The sequence below is a fragment of the Streptomyces sp. NPDC051173 genome, assembly GCF_040689515.1.
GTDB lineage: Bacteria > Actinomycetota > Actinomycetes > Streptomycetales > Streptomycetaceae > Streptomyces.
Map to the genome: position 1 here is coordinate 77,938 of NZ_JBFBBD010000023.1, position 15,996 is coordinate 93,933.

Genomic DNA, 15,996 nt, shown 5'->3' on the forward strand with positions numbered 1-15,996 from the left:
CCCGAAACTGGGGCACGCGCCCCAGCCCCCGGCTGCGGGTCCGCTGCGCCTGCGGCGGGTTTCTTCCCGTACCCGCCCATCTGATGTGCGGCTCCGCCGCGCGGGGGGCATGCCCCAGCCCCCGGCTGCGGGCCGGTCGGCGCCTGCGGCGCTTTGTTCCCCTACCCCGCCCCTTCCCGAAACTGGGGCGCTGCCCCAGACCCCGACCACCGGTCCGTCGCCGCCTGCGGCGGGAGCGGCCTGCGGCCCGCGTCCTCAAACTCCCCCAGCTACCGCTGGGAGGTGCCCCCAACGGGCTGAAAAGAAAGAACGGCGCGCCCGGCTGATAGAGGAAGGCGTGCGCGGCGGAAAAGAGAGGCGCGCTCGGCTAGAAGAACCGGTGCACCCGGCTGACATGAAAGGCGTGCCCCGAAGGTCTACGCACCCGCCGGCCCTGACGTCACCCTCCGGCGGAGGGGGTGGGGCCGGAGGGTGGGGTTCTGGAACGCGGTGCGTAGTCACAGCACTCAATGCGTAGGGCGGCGCCACGCACCGCGTTCCAGGTCCTCAGCCCGGAGGCCACACCCCCGGCCCAGCCACACACCCAGCCCGGCCGGCGATTGAGGCCACCCCACCCCAGACACGAACACAGCGAGCAACCACACCCCCCGTCCCCTACCCTGGAGCACGTGAACGGCTGGAGCGCGAGCGACATCCCCGATCAGAGCGGCCGCACGGCCGTAGTCACCGGCTCCAACAGCGGTCTGGGCTACGTCACCGCCCGGGAGCTCGCCCGCCGCGGTGCGAAAGTGGTGCTGGCCTGCCGGGACGCGACGCGCGCCGAGGCGGCCGAGGAGCGGATCCGGGCCGAGGCGCCGGGAGCGGACGTGCTGTCCGCCCCGCTGGACCTCGCGGACCTGGCGTCGGTGCGGGACTTCGCCGAGCGGTTCCCGGACACCCGGCTCGACCTGCTGGTCAACAACGCCGGGGTGATGGCGCTCCCGGAGCGCAAGACGGTCGACGGCTTCGAGATGCAGTTCGGCACGAACCACCTCGGCCACTTCGCCCTGACCGGCCTGCTGCTGCCGCGGCTGCGGGCGGCCGGGCGCGGGGCGCGAGTGGTCAGCGTGTCCAGCGCCATGCACTTCCTGGGGACGGTCGACCCCCGCGACCCGAACATGGAGCAGCGCTACCGCCGTTGGACGGCCTACGCCCGGTCCAAGAGCGCCAACCTGCTCTTCGTGCACGAGCTGTCCCGGCGGCTGGCGGCGGAGGGCTCGCCGGTGGTGGCCGCGGCCGCGCACCCCGGCTACGCGGCGACGAACCTCCAGACGAAGGGGGCCCGGATGGAGGAGCGCGCCTGGCTGGAGAGGCTGTTCGAGCTGCTCAACCGCACGATGGCGCAGAGCCCGGAGGCCGGCGCGCTGCCCACGCTCTACGCGGCGACAGCGCCGGAGGTCGGGCCGGACGACTTCTTCGGGCCGGGCATCCCGAGGCGTGCCCCGCGGGCGCCATGGACACGGGACTCCCGGGCGAGCGCGGGGCTCTGGGCGACGTCGGAGCGGCTCACGGGCGTCACGTACACCTGGCACTGACCGCCCGGGGGCCCACCCCGCGGGCCCACCCCAGGGGCCCACCCCAGGGGCCCACCCCGGAGGCTTACCCGGGGGGCACTCCGGGGGCACCCGAGAGGCTCACTCCAGCCCCGCCTCCTTCAGCAGCACCCGCGCCACTTCCTCGTCCACGCGCCGCCCCACGCACGTCAGGGGGGTCGCCGGTTCGCGGAGCAGCCCGTCGGCGCGGGCGCGGCGGACGCCCGCTTCCAGGTGGTGCCACAGAAGGGGGTTGTCGACGAGGACCTCGGGGTCGAGCTCGACACGGCCGCCGCCCACGTCGCGCAGGACCAGCCGCGGGGTGATGCCGTCGGAGCGCCACACCCGGGTGAGCAGGTCGGTCCGTACGCGCCGTTCGCGCAGCAGCCCGCGCGTGGCCAGCCAGCCGTCCCCCGCGGTGACCCGCTGCGGCATGAGCACCGCGAGGAGGAGGGCGCCGAGCGCCGCCCAGCAGCAGCCGCGGAGCCCGTCGAACGCGCCGCGGGCGAGGTCGATGCCGGTGAGGGCGCCGGTGAGGGCCACGCCCGAGTACCACGCCGCCCGCGCCTCGCGCCGCCAGTTGCGGTCGTGGGCGAGGACCGCGCCGCCCGGCGGTGCCGCCGCCCGGGGCCGTTGCTGCTCGCGTCCGGAGCCGCGCTGCCGCGAGGCGTGTCCACCGCTTCGTACCCGCAAGGGCTGTCGCCGTCCCATGGTGGTGACGCTAGAACCGCCGGCCCGACAGGTCGTCAGATGTTGATGCCACGCTGACGTACGGCCGCCGAACCCTGACGGGTCGCTGACACCCCCCGGCCCCGCACGTCAAAAAGACGTGAAGATCCAGCCGGAAGGCGCCAAGAGGCCGCCAAGAGCGTGCACGGGCGCCTGAAGGCGGGCGCACGCTGGCCGTCCCACATCACGGAGGTACGACAAAAGATGTCCATGGTGGCCAATACGGACGAGCGCGCCGGGGCCGGCGAGGAACCGCCTGATACCGGGGCCGCGCGCCCGTCCGCCGAGGACCGGCACCGGCTGACCGCCACCCAGGGCCTCGCCGCCCTGTCGCTCGACGCGATGGCGTCCGTGGCGTACGGACCCGAGTCGATCGTGCTGGTGCTCGCGGCGGCGGGGGCGTACGGCCTCGGCTTCACGCTCCCGGTCACACTCGCGATCGCGGCGCTGCTGGCCGTGCTCGTGGCCTCCTACCGGCAGGTCATCGCGGCCTTCCCGGACGGCGGCGGCTCCTACGCGGTCGCCAAGCGGCACCTGGGGCGGCGCACCAGTCTGGTGACCGCCGCCTCCCTGGTGCTGGACTACGTCCTGAACGTGGCGGTCTCCGTGACCGCCGGCGTCGCGGCCCTCACCTCCGCCTTCCCCGCCCTCCTCGCCGACCGGCTGTGGATCTGCCTGGCCGTGCTGGCCCTGGTCACGGGCGTGAACCTGCGCGGCATCGTGGAGTCGGCCAAGTGGTTCATGGTGCCGACCGCCGTGTTCATCGGCTCGATCCTGACGATGATCGTGGCGGGTCTGCTGCGGGACGCCCCCGCGAGCACCGAGGCCGCCGCCGGGCACGCGTCCGCGCTCGCGGGCAACGCCACCGCGGTCGGCGCGCTGCTCCTGCTGAAGGCGTTCGCCGCGGGCTGCTCCGCGCTGACCGGCGTCGAGGCCGTGGCCAACGCCGTGCCGTCCTTCCGTGCCCCGCGTGCCAAGCGCGCCCAGCGCACGGAGGTCGCGCTCGGCGCGCTGCTGGGTGTCATGCTGATCGGCCTGTCCGTGCTCATCGGCCGCTTCCACCTCCAGCCGGTCGAGGGCGTCACCGTCCTCGCCCAGCTCGCGGACGCCTCGCTCGGCCACAACTGGGCTTTCTACGTCGTGCAGTTCGCGACCGTGGTGCTGCTGGCGCTGGCCGCGAACACCTCCTTCGGCGGGCTGCCCGTCCTGATGGGCCTGCTGGCCCGGGACAACTACCTGCCGCACGTCTTCGGCCTGAAGGCCGAACGTCAGGTCCACCGGCACGGCGTGCTGGCGCTGGCCGCCGTCTCCGCCGTACTGCTGATCTTCTCCGGCGGTGACGTCAACACCCTGGTGCCGCTCTTCGCCATCGGCGTCTTCGTCGGCTTCACCATCTGCCAGGTCGGCATGGTCCGGCACTGGCGGCAGGAACGTTCCCCCAAGTGGCGCGGCAAGGCGCTGCTCAACGGCTTCGGCGCCGTGCTCACCGGCGTCTCGGCCGTCGTCGTCACCGCGACGAAGTTCGAGGAGGGCGCCTGGCTGATCGTCCTCGCGCTGCCGCTGATGGTGGTGGCCTTCGAGGCCGTCCACCGCGCGTACGGGCGGATCGGCGACCGGCTCGGTCTCGGCCGCGTGCCGGAGCCGCCGCGCCGCTGCCACTCCCTGGTCGTCGTGCCGGTCTCCTCGATGTCCCGGCTGACCAGCAAGGCCCTCACCGCCGCCGTGTCGCTCGGCGACGAGGTGGTGGCCGTGACCGTCGCCCAGCCCGACGCCGAGGGCCGACGGGCCACGGAATCGCTGCGCCGCGACTGGGAACTGTGGAACCCTGGCGTCGACCTCGTCGAACTCCCCGCCCCCACGCGGGCGCTGGGCGGCCCGATCGTCTCCTACGTCCGCGACCTCTCCGAACGCCACCCCGACAACCGCGTCACCGTCCTGATCCCCGAGGTCGAGCCCGCGCATGTCTGGCAGCGGCTCCTGCAGAACCAGCGGGGGGCGGTGGTCGCTCACGCGGTGCGGCGCGATACGGACGCGGTCATCTGCCGGCTGCGCTTCCGGATCGGGGCCTGACCGCGCCTGCGGCGGGCTTGTTCCCCACCCCGCCCCTTCCCGAAACCGGGGAGACCCCGGACCCCAGCGCCCTGCGGGCGCGTCCTCAAACGCCGGACGGGCTGAAGAACCAGCCCGTTGGGGGCACCTCCCAGCGGTAGCTGGGGGAGTTTGAGGACACCGCGCGAAGCGCGGTTGGGGGTCTGGGGGTCTCCCCCAGTTTCGGGAAGGGGCGGGACTGGGGAACAAAGCAGCCCCGCCGCAGGCGGCCTGTCGTAATCCCCTGCCATCGCTGATCGTTGAGCCCTACGCCCATGCCGAGAGCGAGGGGACGAGATGGCAATCAGCCGCAGACGACTCCTGACAAGCGGCACCGCACTCGCACTGGCGAGCGCACTCGCCGCGTGCGGTGACAACACCGGCCGCGGCAGCGGCACCACCCTGCAACAGTGGTACCACCAGTACGGCGAGGCCGGCGCCGAGCAGGCCGTGCGGCGGTACGCGGCCGCGTACAAGGACGCCGGCGTACGCGTCCAGTGGCGGCCCGGCGCCTACGACCAGCAGATCGCGGCCGCGCTGCTGACGAACGCGGGGCCCGACGTGTTCGAAGTCGACGGGCCGACGCTGGACCAGATCCGGGGCGGCCAGGTCGTCGACCTCACCGACCTGGTCAAGGACGTCCGCGCCGACTTCCACCCGGTGGTCCTCGCGCCCAAGACCTACGACGGCCGGGTGTGGGCCGTCCCGCAGGTCGTCGACACCCAGCTGCTCTACTACCGCAAGAGCCTGCTGGAGAAGGCGGGCGTGAAGCCGCCGGGGACCCTGGACGAGCTGGTCGACGCGGCGAAGCGGCTCACGGACCCGCGCACCAAGGGCCTCTTCCTCGGCAACGACGGCGGCACGGGCGCCCTGGGCGGCACGCCCCTCTACGCCGCGGGCCTGTCCCTGATCACCGACGACGGCAGGCCCGGCTTCGACGACCCGGCCGCCGCCCGTACCCTCGGCAAGCTCCACCGGATGTACGCCGACAAGTCGTTGCTGCTGGGCGCGCCCGCGGACTGGTCCGACCCGTCCGCGCTGGTGCAGGGGCTCACCGCGATGCAGTGGTCCGGGCTATGGGCGCTGCCCGCGGTACGCAAGGCGCTCGGGGACGACTTCGGGGTGCTGCCGTTCCCCGCGGACGGCCCGTCGGGCAAGCCGGCCGTGCCGGTCGGCGCGTACGGCTCGGCGGTGAGCGCCCGGAGCGAGCGGCGGGACGCGGCCAAGGCGTACGTGAAGTGGTTGTGGGTCGACCGCACCGACTATCAGGAGGATTTCGCGCTCTCCTACGGATTTCACATACCGGCCCGTCTGTCACTCGCCGCGAAGGCGGCGCGGCTGAAAGAAGGCGCGGCGGCCGAAGTCGTGCGCTTCACGGCCGATCACGGCTATGCGCAGCCCCTGTTGTGGACGGTGGCGAGCAGGACCGCCTATCAGGACGCCCTCAGCCACATCATCAAGGACGGTGCCGACCCCGAACGCGAGTTGCGAGGAGCGGTGAGCACGACGGAGGACGAACTCCGGCGCGTACGGAAGAAGTCCTGAATGGCGGCCCCGGGCACCATCCGCCGGCGTGCCACCCCACGCGAACGGAATCAGACCATCTGGTTCTGGATTTTCGTCGGTCCGTTCGCGCTGGGTCTCGCGCTCTTCACCTATGTGCCGCTCGCGTGGAGCGTCTGGCTGAGCTTCTTCGACGCCCACAACACTGTCTCCCCGACGCACTTCGTCGGCCTCGACAACTACACGTCGGTGCTGGGTGAACCCGCTTTCCGCGCCGCCCTGACGACCTTCACGGTCTTCACCGCGTTCATCGTCCCGGCCACCTACGCCCTCTCGCTCGGCCTGGCCCTCGCGGTGGGCCGGCTGCGCTTCGCGCGCGCATTCTTCCGGTCGGTTTTCTTTCTGCCGACCGCGTGCTCGTACGTCGTCGCGGCCCTGGTCTGGAAGCTGTCGATCTTCAACGGGGTGCGGTTCGGGCTGGCCAACACCGTCCTCGGCTGGTTCGGCGCCGACCAGGTCGCCTGGCTGTCCACCACCGACCCGCCGTGGTACTGGCTGGTGCTGGTCACCGTGCGGCTCTGGCTCCAGACGGGTTTCTACATGGTGCTCTTCCTGGCCGGGCTCCAGCGCATCCCGCCGCAGCTGTACGAGGCCGCGGCCGTCGACGGCGCCCGGCCCGGCTGGCAGACCTTCCGCCACATCACCTTCCCGGCACTGCGCGCCACGTCGGTCGCGGTGGTGCTGCTGCTCGTCATCAACGCCTTCCAGGCGTTCGACGAGTTCTACAACCTCCTGTCGGACGCCCGCGGTTACCCGCCCTACGCCCGGCCGCCCCTGGTCTACCTCTACTACACGGCGCTCGGGCAGGGCCAGAACCTCGGCCTGGGCAGCGCGGGGGCCGTGGTCCTGGCGCTGATCATCGCGGTCGTGACGGTGGCACAGGCCCGCTGGTTCGGGCTGGGCAGGCGGGAGGCGGACGGATGAGGCGTACGGACGACGGCCTCGTACGGGCCGGGCGGGCGCTGCGGCTGGTGCTGCTGATCGCGCTGGCCGCGCTGTTCCTGATCCCCTTCTACCTCCTGCTGCGGAACGGGCTGGCCACCGAGGCGGACATCACCGCGCCGGGCTGGACGTTCTTCCCGCGCGAGCTGCACTGGTCCAACCTTCGGGAGCTGTTCGACGACCCGGACGTACCGATGGCGCACGCGCTGCTGAACTCCACGCTGATCGCGGTGGCCACCACGGTGGGCACCCTCCTGCTCGCCTCCCTGGCCGGCTACGGCCTGGCCCGGATCCCCTACCGCCACGCGAACGCGGTCTTCTACGCGGTGCTGGGCACCCTCATGGTCCCGGCGGCCGTCACCTTCGTGCCGTCCTTCGTGCTCGTCTCCTCGCTCGGGTGGATCTCCACGCTGCGCGGACTGATCGTGCCGACGCTGTTCAGCGCCTTCGCCTGCTTCGTCTTCCGCCAGTTCTTCCTGGGCTTCCCCCGGGAGCTGGAGGACGCGGCGCAGGTGGACGGGCTGGGCCCGTGGCGTACGTACTGGCGGGTCGTCGTGCCCAACTCACGCCCGGTGTTCGCGGCGGTGGGCACGATCGTCTTCATCGGCGCCTGGAACGCGTTCCTGTGGCCGCTGGTCATCGGCCAGGACCGCGACGCGTGGACGGTGCAGGTCGCCCTGTCGACCTTCACGACGGCGCAGACCGTCAACATCCACGAACTGTTCGTCGCGGCGGCCGTGTCGATCGTGCCACTGCTGGTGGTCTTCCTGGTGCTTCAGCGCTACATCGTGGCGGGGGTGGAGCGTTCGGGGATCGACGGCTAAAGGCGGCCACCCCCGTCCGGCTGGGGGTCCGGAGGTCATCCCCCGGGAGACTGCAGCATCGTGGCCGGTACCGAACGCTCGGGGATCGACGGCTGAGGGCGGCGGGTCGGCTGCGGGGGGCGGTGGCCGCCGCGCAGCAGGGCCGCGCCCAGCGGCGTCAGGGTGTGCATCACGGCGCTGCCGTTGCGCAGCGTCAGCACCAGGCCCGCCTCCCGCAGCACGCCGGCGTGCTGGCTGGCGGAGGCCGCGGACACCCCTACCCTGCGGGCGAGTTCACTCGTGGTGCAGCCGCCGCCGATCGAGCCGAGCACGGCCGAGCGGGTGTGCCCGACGAGCTTGCCCAGCGACCGCGGCGGCGCGTCCACGGGCGGCGAGGACTCCGCCATGTGCCGGACGGGATAGACGAGCACGGGCGTGAGGTCGGGGTTCTGATAGGTGACCGGCGTCCGGCGGCAGAAGAAGGAGGGAACCAGCAACAGGCCCCGCCCGTTGAGGTGGACGTCGCGGTCCACCGGATAGTCGGCCTCCAGCACGGGGGACCGCCAGCGCATCATCGGCGGCAGCGAGGAGAGCAGCGCGTCCGCGCCGCCGTCCAGCAGGGCCCGGCCGCGCACCGCGCGGTCCCCCTCTATCTGGGCCTGTATGTGGCTCCAGTAGGGGGCGACGGCCGCCTCGTGGTAGGCGTGCAGCGCACCCGTCAGCTTGGCGAAGGCCCGCGAGTCGCCCTCCGCCATGGATCGTATCCAAGCGGGGAGCGTGCGGACGGTGGAGAGCCGGCCCAGCTCCCGGTGCACCCGGTCGGGCGGCGTCTCGCGCAGCGCCTGCATGCCCGAGTCCAGTCCGAGTACGCCTTCGGGGGGCGTCAGGAAGTCCGGAAAATAGCCGCGGGAGGGAACCAGCGGAGCGAGAAGCCGAGTTTCACCATTCAACCGGGCCCGGGTTTCCGACCGCCAATCCCCGAAGATCGACTCGCCTTGTTTGTCCCGGAGCCGGTGCAGACTCAAAACGGTTTCCCAGAGTGCGTCCGGGTCTCCGGCCAGGCGCAACCGGGCCAGATCGAGTCCAGTGAAATGGACGCGTAGCACCAAACCCCCACATGAGACATCCGCAACCACCCCCCGCTCACTGAGTATGCACACCGATACGAGCTGTTACCACGCCCTTTTGGCCACAGTTGAAAGGACTCGCGGCGAACGTCGCGGAAGCGAAATGCTATTCACGCACTCGGGGCTGCACCCGCTCGTTCCCGTGGGGGGTGGCGAGCGAAAAAGCGGCCGCTGAGTATGCGAGTTGCCGCCCGAGCCGATGCGGGCGGCAACAACTCCCGGTGGGGGAGTAAAGAGGGGCGGCGCTCCCGCACGGGCGCCGCCCCTCCGCCATGTCGCCGTCCGGCGCGCGTCGCCGTCCGGCGCGGGCCCGGGTGTCCCGTGGTGCGGTGCGCGTTACGCGCCGGTTACCCCGGGGCTTCGCCCCGGACCCTTGCTCAGCCGCGGGTCGGTGACGCCCACGAGCTCGGGCAGCACGGTCGTCCGGCGGCTGCGGGCCGTCCCTGGCTGGTCGCGCAGTTCCCCGCGCCCCTTACGGGGCGCGGCACCCCAGCCGCAGGTGATCGTCAATCTGCGGCACAACCAGCCCGTCCGGCGATTGAGGACCGGGGTCCGGGGCGGAGCCCCGGTTTCGGGAAGGGGCGGGGCTGGGGAAAAGACCGGCCGACCACGGCCCGCAGGCGACCGATGGCCGCCGCCGAGACACCCGCCCCCGCGGCAGCGGCCCCCGCGTCAGCGGCTGTCGCTGCCCGTGCCGATCGCCGCCGCCCGGCCCGCCTCCAGGCGGGCCACCGGGATGCGGAACGGCGAGCAGGAGACGTAGTCCAGGCCCACCTCGTGGAAGAAGTGCACCGACTCCGGGTCGCCGCCGTGCTCACCGCAGACGCCCAGCTTGAGGTCGGGGCGGGTGGCCCGGCCCGCCTTGACGGCCGCGCGGACGAGCGAGCCGACGCCGTCCCTGTCGATGGTCTCGAAGGGGCTGACGCCGAAGATGCCCTTCTCCAGGTAGGCGGTGAAGAAGCTGGCCTCCACGTCGTCGCGGGAGAAGCCCCACACCGTCTGGGTGAGGTCGTTCGTGCCGAAGGAGAAGAACTGGGCGGCCTCGGCGATCTGATCGGCCGTCAGGGCGGCGCGCGGGAGCTCGATCATCGTGCCGATGGTCAGCCGGAGCTCGGTGCCGGTGGCGGCCTCGACCTCGGCGATGACCCGGTCGGCCTCCTCGCGGACGATCTCCAGCTCCTGGACCGTGCCCACCAGCGGGATCATGATCTCGGCGCGCGGGTCGCCCTTGGCGTTGCGGCGCTCGGCCGCGGCCTCGGCGATGGCCCGTACCTGCATGGCGAAGAGGCCGGGGATGACCAGGCCGAGCCGGACGCCGCGCAGGCCCAGCATCGGGTTCTGCTCGTGGAGCTTGTGCACGGCCTGGAGGAGGCGCAGGTCGTTCTCGTTGGCGTCCTCGCGGGCCTCGGCGAGCGCCACCCGCACCGACAGCTCGGTGATGTCGGGGAGGAACTCGTGCAGCGGCGGGTCGAGCAGGCGGACGGTGACCGGCAGGCCGTCCATGGCCTCGAAGAGCTCGACGAAGTCGGCCTTCTGGAGCGGCAGCAGGGCGCCGAGCGCCTCGTCGCGCTCGCCGTCGGTGTCGGCGAGGATGAGCCGTTCGACCATCTCGCGCCGCTCGCCGAGGAACATGTGCTCGGTGCGGCACAGGCCGATGCCCTGGGCGCCGAAACGGCGGGCGCGGGAGGCGTCCTCGGCGTTGTCGGCGTTGGCCCGTACGCGCAGCCGGCGCATGCGGTCGGCGTAGGCCATCATCCGGTGCACCGCCTGGACCAGCTCGTCGGCGTCGTCGGCGCCCGCGTGCATGCGTCCCTCGAAGTACTCGACGACCGGGGAGGGCACGACGGGCACCTCCCCGAGGTAGACCTTGCCGGTGGAGCCGTCGATGGAGACGACGTCGCCCTCCTCGATGACGACCCCGCCCGGGGCGGTCATCCGGCGCCGCTTGGTGTCGACCTCCAGCTCCTCGGCGCCGCAGACACAGGTCTTGCCCATGCCGCGGGCGACGACGGCGGCGTGCGAGGTCTTGCCGCCGCGCGAGGTGAGGATGCCCTCGGCGGCGATCATGCCGTTGAGGTCGTCGGGGTTGGTCTCGCGGCGGATCAGGATGACCTTCTCGCCGGACCGGGACCACTTCACGGCGGTGTAGGAGTCGAAGACGGCCTTGCCGACCGCGGCGCCCGGGGAGGCGGCGATGCCGCGGCCCAGGAGGTCCACCTTCGCCTTCTCGTCGAAGCGGGGGAACATCAGCTGCGCCAGCTGGGCGCCCGTCACGCGCTGGAGCGCCTCGGCCTCGTCGATCAGGCCCTGGTCCACCAGCTGGGTCGCGATGCGGAAGGCGGCGCCGGCGGTGCGCTTGCCGACGCGGGTCTGGAGCATCCAGAGCTTGCCGCGCTCGATGGTGAACTCGATGTCGCACAGGTCCTTGTAGTGCGTCTCGAGCGTCTGCATGATCTGCATCAGCTGGTCGTACGACGCCTTGTCGATGCGCTCCAGGTCGGCGAGCGGCACGGTGTTGCGGATGCCCGCGACGACGTCCTCGCCCTGCGCGTTCTGGAGGTAGTCGCCGTAGACGCCCTGGTGGCCGCTGGCGGGGTCGCGGGTGAAGGCGACGCCGGTGCCGGAGTCGGGGCCGAGGTTGCCGAAGACCATCGAGCAGATGTTGACGGCCGTGCCCAGGTCGCCGGGGATGCGCTCCTGGCGGCGGTAGAGCTTGGCCCGGTCGGTGTTCCACGACTCGAAGACCGCCCTTATGGCGAGGTCCATCTGCTCGCGCGGCTCCTGCGGGAAGTCGCGGCCGGTCTCCTTGGAGACGATGCCCTTGAACTGCTCCACGAGCCGCTGGAGGTCGCCCGCGTCGAGGTCGATGTCGGTGGTGACGCCCTTGGCCCGCTTGGCCTCCTCCAGCGCCTCCTCGAAGAGGTCGCCGTCGACGCCGAGCACGGTCTTGCCGAACATCTGGATGAGGCGGCGGTACGAGTCCCACGCGAACCGCTCGTCGCCGGCCTGGGTGGCGAGCCCGGTGACCGAGGCGTCGGAGAGGCCGATGTTGAGGACGGTGTCCATCATGCCGGGCATGGAGAACTTGGCGCCCGAGCGGACGGACACCAGCAGCGGGTCGTCGGCCTGGCCGAGCTTCTTGCCCATCTTCGCCTCAAGGGCCTCCAGGTGGGCGGAGACCTCGTCACGCAGTGCCGTGGGCTCGCTGCCGCTGGCGAGGTAGACCTTGCACGCCTCGGTGGTGATGGTGAAGCCGGGCGGTACGGGCAGGCCCAGGTTCGTCATCTCGGCGAGGTTGGCGCCCTTCCCGCCGAGCAGGTCCTTGAGGTCCTTGTTGCCCTCGGTGAAGTCGTAGACGAACTTCTGGCGATCTTGGGTTTCCGGCACGGGACTCGACTCCTCACTGGGGTCCCCCCGTACACAGGTGAGGGGAAGGCTGCTCAAACGATGCTGACGGCGGGGAGCGTACCCAGATCGAAGGCTTCTCGGGAGGTCCGCTCCACGGTCATGAGGCCGTAACCACCCGTCTGCCAGCAGATCGAAAGTCAAGGCCCGGGAAAGGGGCCGAAACCCGCTCGTTCAACATCTGAAGCAAGAATGACAAGGCGAATCCGCAAGGTCACGCAGCGTCGATGGACCAAGAGGTGAGTCATCAAGTAATGAACGCAAGAAGGGTGGCACCCAGTGCCACCCTTCAGGAAGGTACTGATCCTTTTCGGCCGCTCATCTGAGCGCAACCCCGATCAGTGGTGGCGAGAATCACGCCACGACCTGACTGAATCCCAGCCCTTTTCGCCGCACCCGGCGCGGGCCGGCGAACCGGTGCCCGCATCCGGGCACAGGCAGCGTCAGCCGCCGGACGTGTCCAGCTCCGCGTCGGCGCCGACGACGGCGCGGTCGTACGGGTCGTCCAGCCACCCGTCGGGCAGCACGACCCGGTTGCGCCCGGACGTACGGCCGCGCGGGCCGTCCGCGCCCAGGGGCCAGGTCTGGTCGCCGTCGACCTCGCTCAGAAGAGCGGCCAGCTCGTCCAGGGAGGAGGAGACGGCCAGCTTCTTGCGCAGGTCGGAGCCGACCGAGAAGCCCTTGGTGTACCACGCGACGTGCTTGCGGAAGTCGATGACGCCGCGCTCCTCGCTCTCCAGCCACTCCCCCAGCAGCTCCGCGTGGCGCACCATGACGCGGGCGACCTCCTTGAAGACCGGCGCCGCAGGCGCGCCGGTGCCCTCGAAGGCGGCCACCAGGTCGCCGAAGAGCCAGGGCCGGCCGAGGCAGCCGCGGCCGACCACGACGCCGTCGCAGCCGGTCTCGCGCATCATCCGCACGGCGTCGTCCGCCGACCAGATGTCGCCGTTGCCGAGGACCGGGATCTCGGTGACGGTCTCCTTCAGCCGCGCGATGGCGTCCCAGTCGGCCGTGCCGCCGTAGTGCTGGGCCGCGGTGCGGCCGTGCAGCGCGATGGCCGTGACGCCCTCCTCGACGGCGATCCGCCCGGCGTCGAGGTAGGTCATGTGGTCGTCGTCGATGCCCTTGCGCATCTTCATCGTGACGGGCAGGGAACCGGCGTTGCCGACGGCCTCCCGCAGGATCGAGCGCAGCAGATTGCGCTTGTACGGGAGCGCGGAGCCGCCGCCCTTGCGGGTGATCTTGGGGACCGGGCAGCCGAAGTTGAGGTCGACGTGGTCGGCGAGGTCCTCGTCCACGATCATGCGGACGGCCTTGCCGACGGTGTCCGGGTCCACGCCGTAGAGCTGGATGGAGCGCGGCTTCTCGGTGCCGTCGAAGTGGATCAGGCGCATGGTCTTGGCGTCCCGCTCGACCAGGGCCCGGGTGGTGATCATCTCGCTGACGAAGAGCCCCTTGCCGCCGGAGAACTCACGGCACAGCGTGCGGAAGGGCGCGTTGGTGATCCCCGCCATGGGGGCGAGCACCACCGGCGGCCACACGGTGTGCGGGCCGATCCGGAGGGGCGTGGCGGCGTCGTTCGTCATGTCGTCCATTGTCGCGTACCCATCCACCCGGTTTAGTTGTAGTCTTGAAATTATTAGACGAATACAACTGCCTGGGGTGCTGACGTATGCCTGAGTTGTCCCGCCGTCGACGGCTGCTCGTCCTGGCGATCTGCTGTACGAGCCTGCTGATCGTCAGCCTCGACAACACGATCCTCAACGTGGCGCTGCCGTCGATGCAGAAGGATCTGCACGCCTCGGTCTCCGGCCTCCAGTGGACGATCGACGCCTACACCCTCGTGCTGGCCTCGCTGCTGATGCTGGGCGGCTCGACCGCCGACCGGATCGGGCGCAGACGGATATTCCAGATCGGCCTGGCGCTCTTCACCGCCGGATCCGTGCTCTGCAGCCTCGCGCCCGGGCTCGGCTGGCTGATCGCCTTCCGGATGGTCCAGGCCGTCGGCGGCTCGATGCTCAACCCCGTCGCGATGTCGATCATCACCAACACCTTCACCGACCCGAGGGAGCGGGCCCGCGCGATCGGCGTGTGGGGCGGTGTCGTCGGCATCAGCATGGCCGCCGGGCCCATCGTCGGCGGCGCGCTCGTCGAGTCCGTCGGCTGGCGCTCGATCTTCTGGATCAACCTGCCGGTCGGGCTGCTCGCCCTGGTGATGACCGCCCGCTTCGTCCCCGAGTCCCGCGCCCCCGAGCCCCGCAGGCCCGACCCCGTCGGCCAGCTGCTGGTGATCGCGCTGCTCGGCTCCATGACCTACGGAATCATCGAGGGCCCCGCCGCCGGCTGGACCTCGCCGCTGATCCTGAGCTGCTTCGCGCTCGCCCTCGGCTCGCTCGCCGGGCTGCTGACGTACGAGAAGCGGCGCCACGAACCCCTCGTCGAGCTGGGGTTCTTCCGCAGCGTCCCGTTCAGCGGGGCCACCGCGATCGGCGTGAGCGCCTTCGCCGCCCTCGGCGGGTTCCTCTTCCTCAACACCCTCTACCTCCAGGACCAACGCGGGCTCTCGGCCCTGCACGCCGGGCTCTTCATGCTGCCGATGGCCGTCATGACCCTGGTCTGCGCCCCGCTGTCGGGGCGCCTGGTCGGCGTGCGCGGGCCCCGGCTGCCGCTGGTCCTGGGCGGTACGGCGATGACGGCCAGCGGCCTGATGTTCGCCGCCTTCGACGCGCGGTCGACGGACGCGGCGCTGTTCACCGCGTACGTCCTCTTCGGCATCGGCTTCGGCCTGGTCAACGCCCCCATCACCAACACCGCGGTCTCCGGCATGCCGCGCTCGCGCGCCGGGGTCGCCGCCGCGATCGTCTCGACCAGCCGGCAGGTCGGCCAGTCGCTCGGCGTCGCCGTGATCGGCGCGGCGGTCGCCGCCGGGCTCCAGCTCACGGGCTGGTGGATCATCGCCGGGTGCGGCCTCGCCGTCCTGCTGCTGGGTACGATCACCACCGGCCGCCGGGCCCGCCGCACCGCCGAGCGCGCCGCCACCCGCCTCGGCGCGGGCGGCACCCACCCGGCCGCCGACTCGCTCCCCACGAGATCAGGATCCCGGTGACGACACCATGACCACGCACGAGCACACCACGCGGACCGCGGAGCGCGCCTGGCAGAACCTCCGGGAGGTCGTCCTGGGCGGCAACGAACGGCGCAAGGAGGTCGTCGAGGCGCTCGGCATGAGCTTCTTCCGCGTCAAGGCGCTGCGGCGGATCGCCCAGGGCCCGATGACCCTGCGGGAACTGGCCGACCAGCTCCTGACCGACCGGCCGTACACGACGCTGGTCGTCGACGACCTGGAGAAGCGGGGCCTGGTCGAACGGACACCGAATCCGGCGGACCGGCGGTCGAAGATCGTCTCCGTGACACCGGAGGGACGCTCGGCGGCGGACCGGGCGAACCGCATCCTGGGCTCACCGCCGGCGGCACTGCTCGCACTGCCGCCGGAGGATCTCGCCGTCCTGGACCGCATCGCGTCCCGGCTTGCGGCGGGGGGCTGACCTCGGCCGTCTACGGGCCTGTTGGGCACGGATCCGCTGCGCGGCGCCCTGCGGGCGGCTCGCTGTCGTCATCTGCGGGTCCGTTGTGCCTGCGGCGCGGTTGGGGCGTGCACCCCAGGCCCCCGGCTGCGGGTCGGTTGGCGCCTGCGGCGCTTTGTTCCCCTACCCCGCCCCTTCCCGAAACTGGGGCGCTGCCCCAGACCCCGAGCTGCCGGTCCGTTGC

The 15,996-nt window shown here is 71.7% G+C and carries 11 protein-coding genes; 7 read left to right on the forward strand and 4 right to left on the reverse strand.

Features of this window, described 5'->3' with window-relative positions:
• Positions 1-668: 668 nt before the first annotated feature.
• Positions 669-1,574 (forward strand): oxidoreductase, encoded by a 906-nt coding sequence (locus tag AB0435_RS15450; RefSeq protein WP_366003189.1) that lies wholly within the window; start codon positions 669-671, stop codon positions 1,572-1,574.
• Positions 1,575-1,673: 99 nt separating this feature from the next.
• Here AB0435_RS15450 and AB0435_RS15455 read toward each other — a convergent pair whose 3' ends face one another.
• Positions 1,674-2,282, reverse strand: coding sequence for a hypothetical protein (locus AB0435_RS15455; protein WP_366427204.1), 609 nt, complete (start codon positions 2,280-2,282; stop codon positions 1,674-1,676).
• 222 nt (positions 2,283-2,504) lie between these two features.
• Between AB0435_RS15455 and AB0435_RS15460 the strand changes: the two genes are divergently transcribed.
• From AB0435_RS15460 to AB0435_RS15475, 4 genes are all read left to right on the forward strand, one after another.
• Positions 2,505-4,370 carry an APC family permease gene (locus AB0435_RS15460; protein WP_366006089.1) on the forward strand — a complete coding sequence of 622 codons (1,866 nt, stop codon included), beginning with the start codon at positions 2,505-2,507 and terminating at the stop codon, positions 4,368-4,370.
• A 315-nt stretch (positions 4,371-4,685) separates the two neighbouring features.
• A complete protein-coding gene (locus tag AB0435_RS15465; RefSeq protein ID WP_366427205.1) occupies positions 4,686-5,933 on the forward strand; it encodes a sugar ABC transporter substrate-binding protein in 1,248 nt (415 codons plus the stop codon).
• Positions 5,934-6,875, forward strand: a complete 942-nt coding sequence (locus AB0435_RS15470) for a sugar ABC transporter permease (protein WP_366006091.1) — start codon at positions 5,934-5,936, stop codon at positions 6,873-6,875.
• Complete coding sequence (locus AB0435_RS15475) at positions 6,872-7,717, forward strand: carbohydrate ABC transporter permease (protein ID WP_366006092.1); 846 nt, start codon at positions 6,872-6,874, stop codon at positions 7,715-7,717. The genes AB0435_RS15470 and AB0435_RS15475 overlap by 4 nt, the downstream gene beginning before the upstream one ends.
• Positions 7,718-7,752: 35 nt before the next feature.
• Here the strand turns inward: AB0435_RS15475 and AB0435_RS15480 are convergent, their stop codons facing one another.
• The 3 genes from AB0435_RS15480 to dusB form a co-directional block, all read right to left on the reverse strand.
• Positions 7,753-8,802 (reverse strand): helix-turn-helix domain-containing protein, encoded by a 1,050-nt coding sequence (locus AB0435_RS15480; protein WP_366006093.1) that lies wholly within the window; start codon positions 8,800-8,802, stop codon positions 7,753-7,755.
• 693 nt (positions 8,803-9,495) lie between these two features.
• A complete protein-coding gene (gene ppdK / locus AB0435_RS15485) occupies positions 9,496-12,210 on the reverse strand; it encodes a pyruvate, phosphate dikinase (RefSeq protein ID WP_366006094.1) in 2,715 nt (904 codons plus the stop codon).
• Between the two features lie 461 nt (positions 12,211-12,671).
• A complete protein-coding gene (gene dusB / locus AB0435_RS15490) occupies positions 12,672-13,814 on the reverse strand; it encodes a tRNA dihydrouridine synthase DusB (protein ID WP_366427206.1) in 1,143 nt (380 codons plus the stop codon).
• 86 nt (positions 13,815-13,900) lie between these two features.
• Between dusB and AB0435_RS15495 the strand changes: the two genes are divergently transcribed.
• The gene (locus tag AB0435_RS15495) at positions 13,901-15,334 is read left to right on the forward strand and encodes an MFS transporter (protein WP_366427207.1); all 1,434 of its coding nucleotides are present in this window, start codon (positions 13,901-13,903) and stop codon (positions 15,332-15,334) included.
• A gap of 7 nt (positions 15,335-15,341) precedes the next feature.
• A complete protein-coding gene (locus tag AB0435_RS15500; protein WP_366006097.1) occupies positions 15,342-15,773 on the forward strand; it encodes a MarR family transcriptional regulator in 432 nt (143 codons plus the stop codon).
• The last annotated feature ends 223 nt before the right edge of the window (positions 15,774-15,996 follow it).

Coding starts and splice junctions, on each gene's coding strand:
- dusB (WP_366427206.1), bottom strand. CDS start 13,814: ATGACGAACGACGCCGCCACGCCCCTCCGGATCGGCCCGCACACCGTG.
- AB0435_RS15465 (WP_366427205.1), top strand. CDS start 4,686: ATGGCAATCAGCCGCAGACGACTCCTGACAAGCGGCACCGCACTCGCA.
- AB0435_RS15495 (WP_366427207.1), top strand. CDS start 13,901: ATGCCTGAGTTGTCCCGCCGTCGACGGCTGCTCGTCCTGGCGATCTGC.
- AB0435_RS15460 (WP_366006089.1), top strand. CDS start 2,505: ATGTCCATGGTGGCCAATACGGACGAGCGCGCCGGGGCCGGCGAGGAA.
- AB0435_RS15500 (WP_366006097.1), top strand. CDS start 15,342: ATGACCACGCACGAGCACACCACGCGGACCGCGGAGCGCGCCTGGCAG.
- AB0435_RS15455 (WP_366427204.1), bottom strand. CDS start 2,282: ATGGGACGGCGACAGCCCTTGCGGGTACGAAGCGGTGGACACGCCTCG.
- AB0435_RS15475 (WP_366006092.1), top strand. CDS start 6,872: ATGAGGCGTACGGACGACGGCCTCGTACGGGCCGGGCGGGCGCTGCGG.
- AB0435_RS15470 (WP_366006091.1), top strand. CDS start 5,934: ATGGCGGCCCCGGGCACCATCCGCCGGCGTGCCACCCCACGCGAACGG.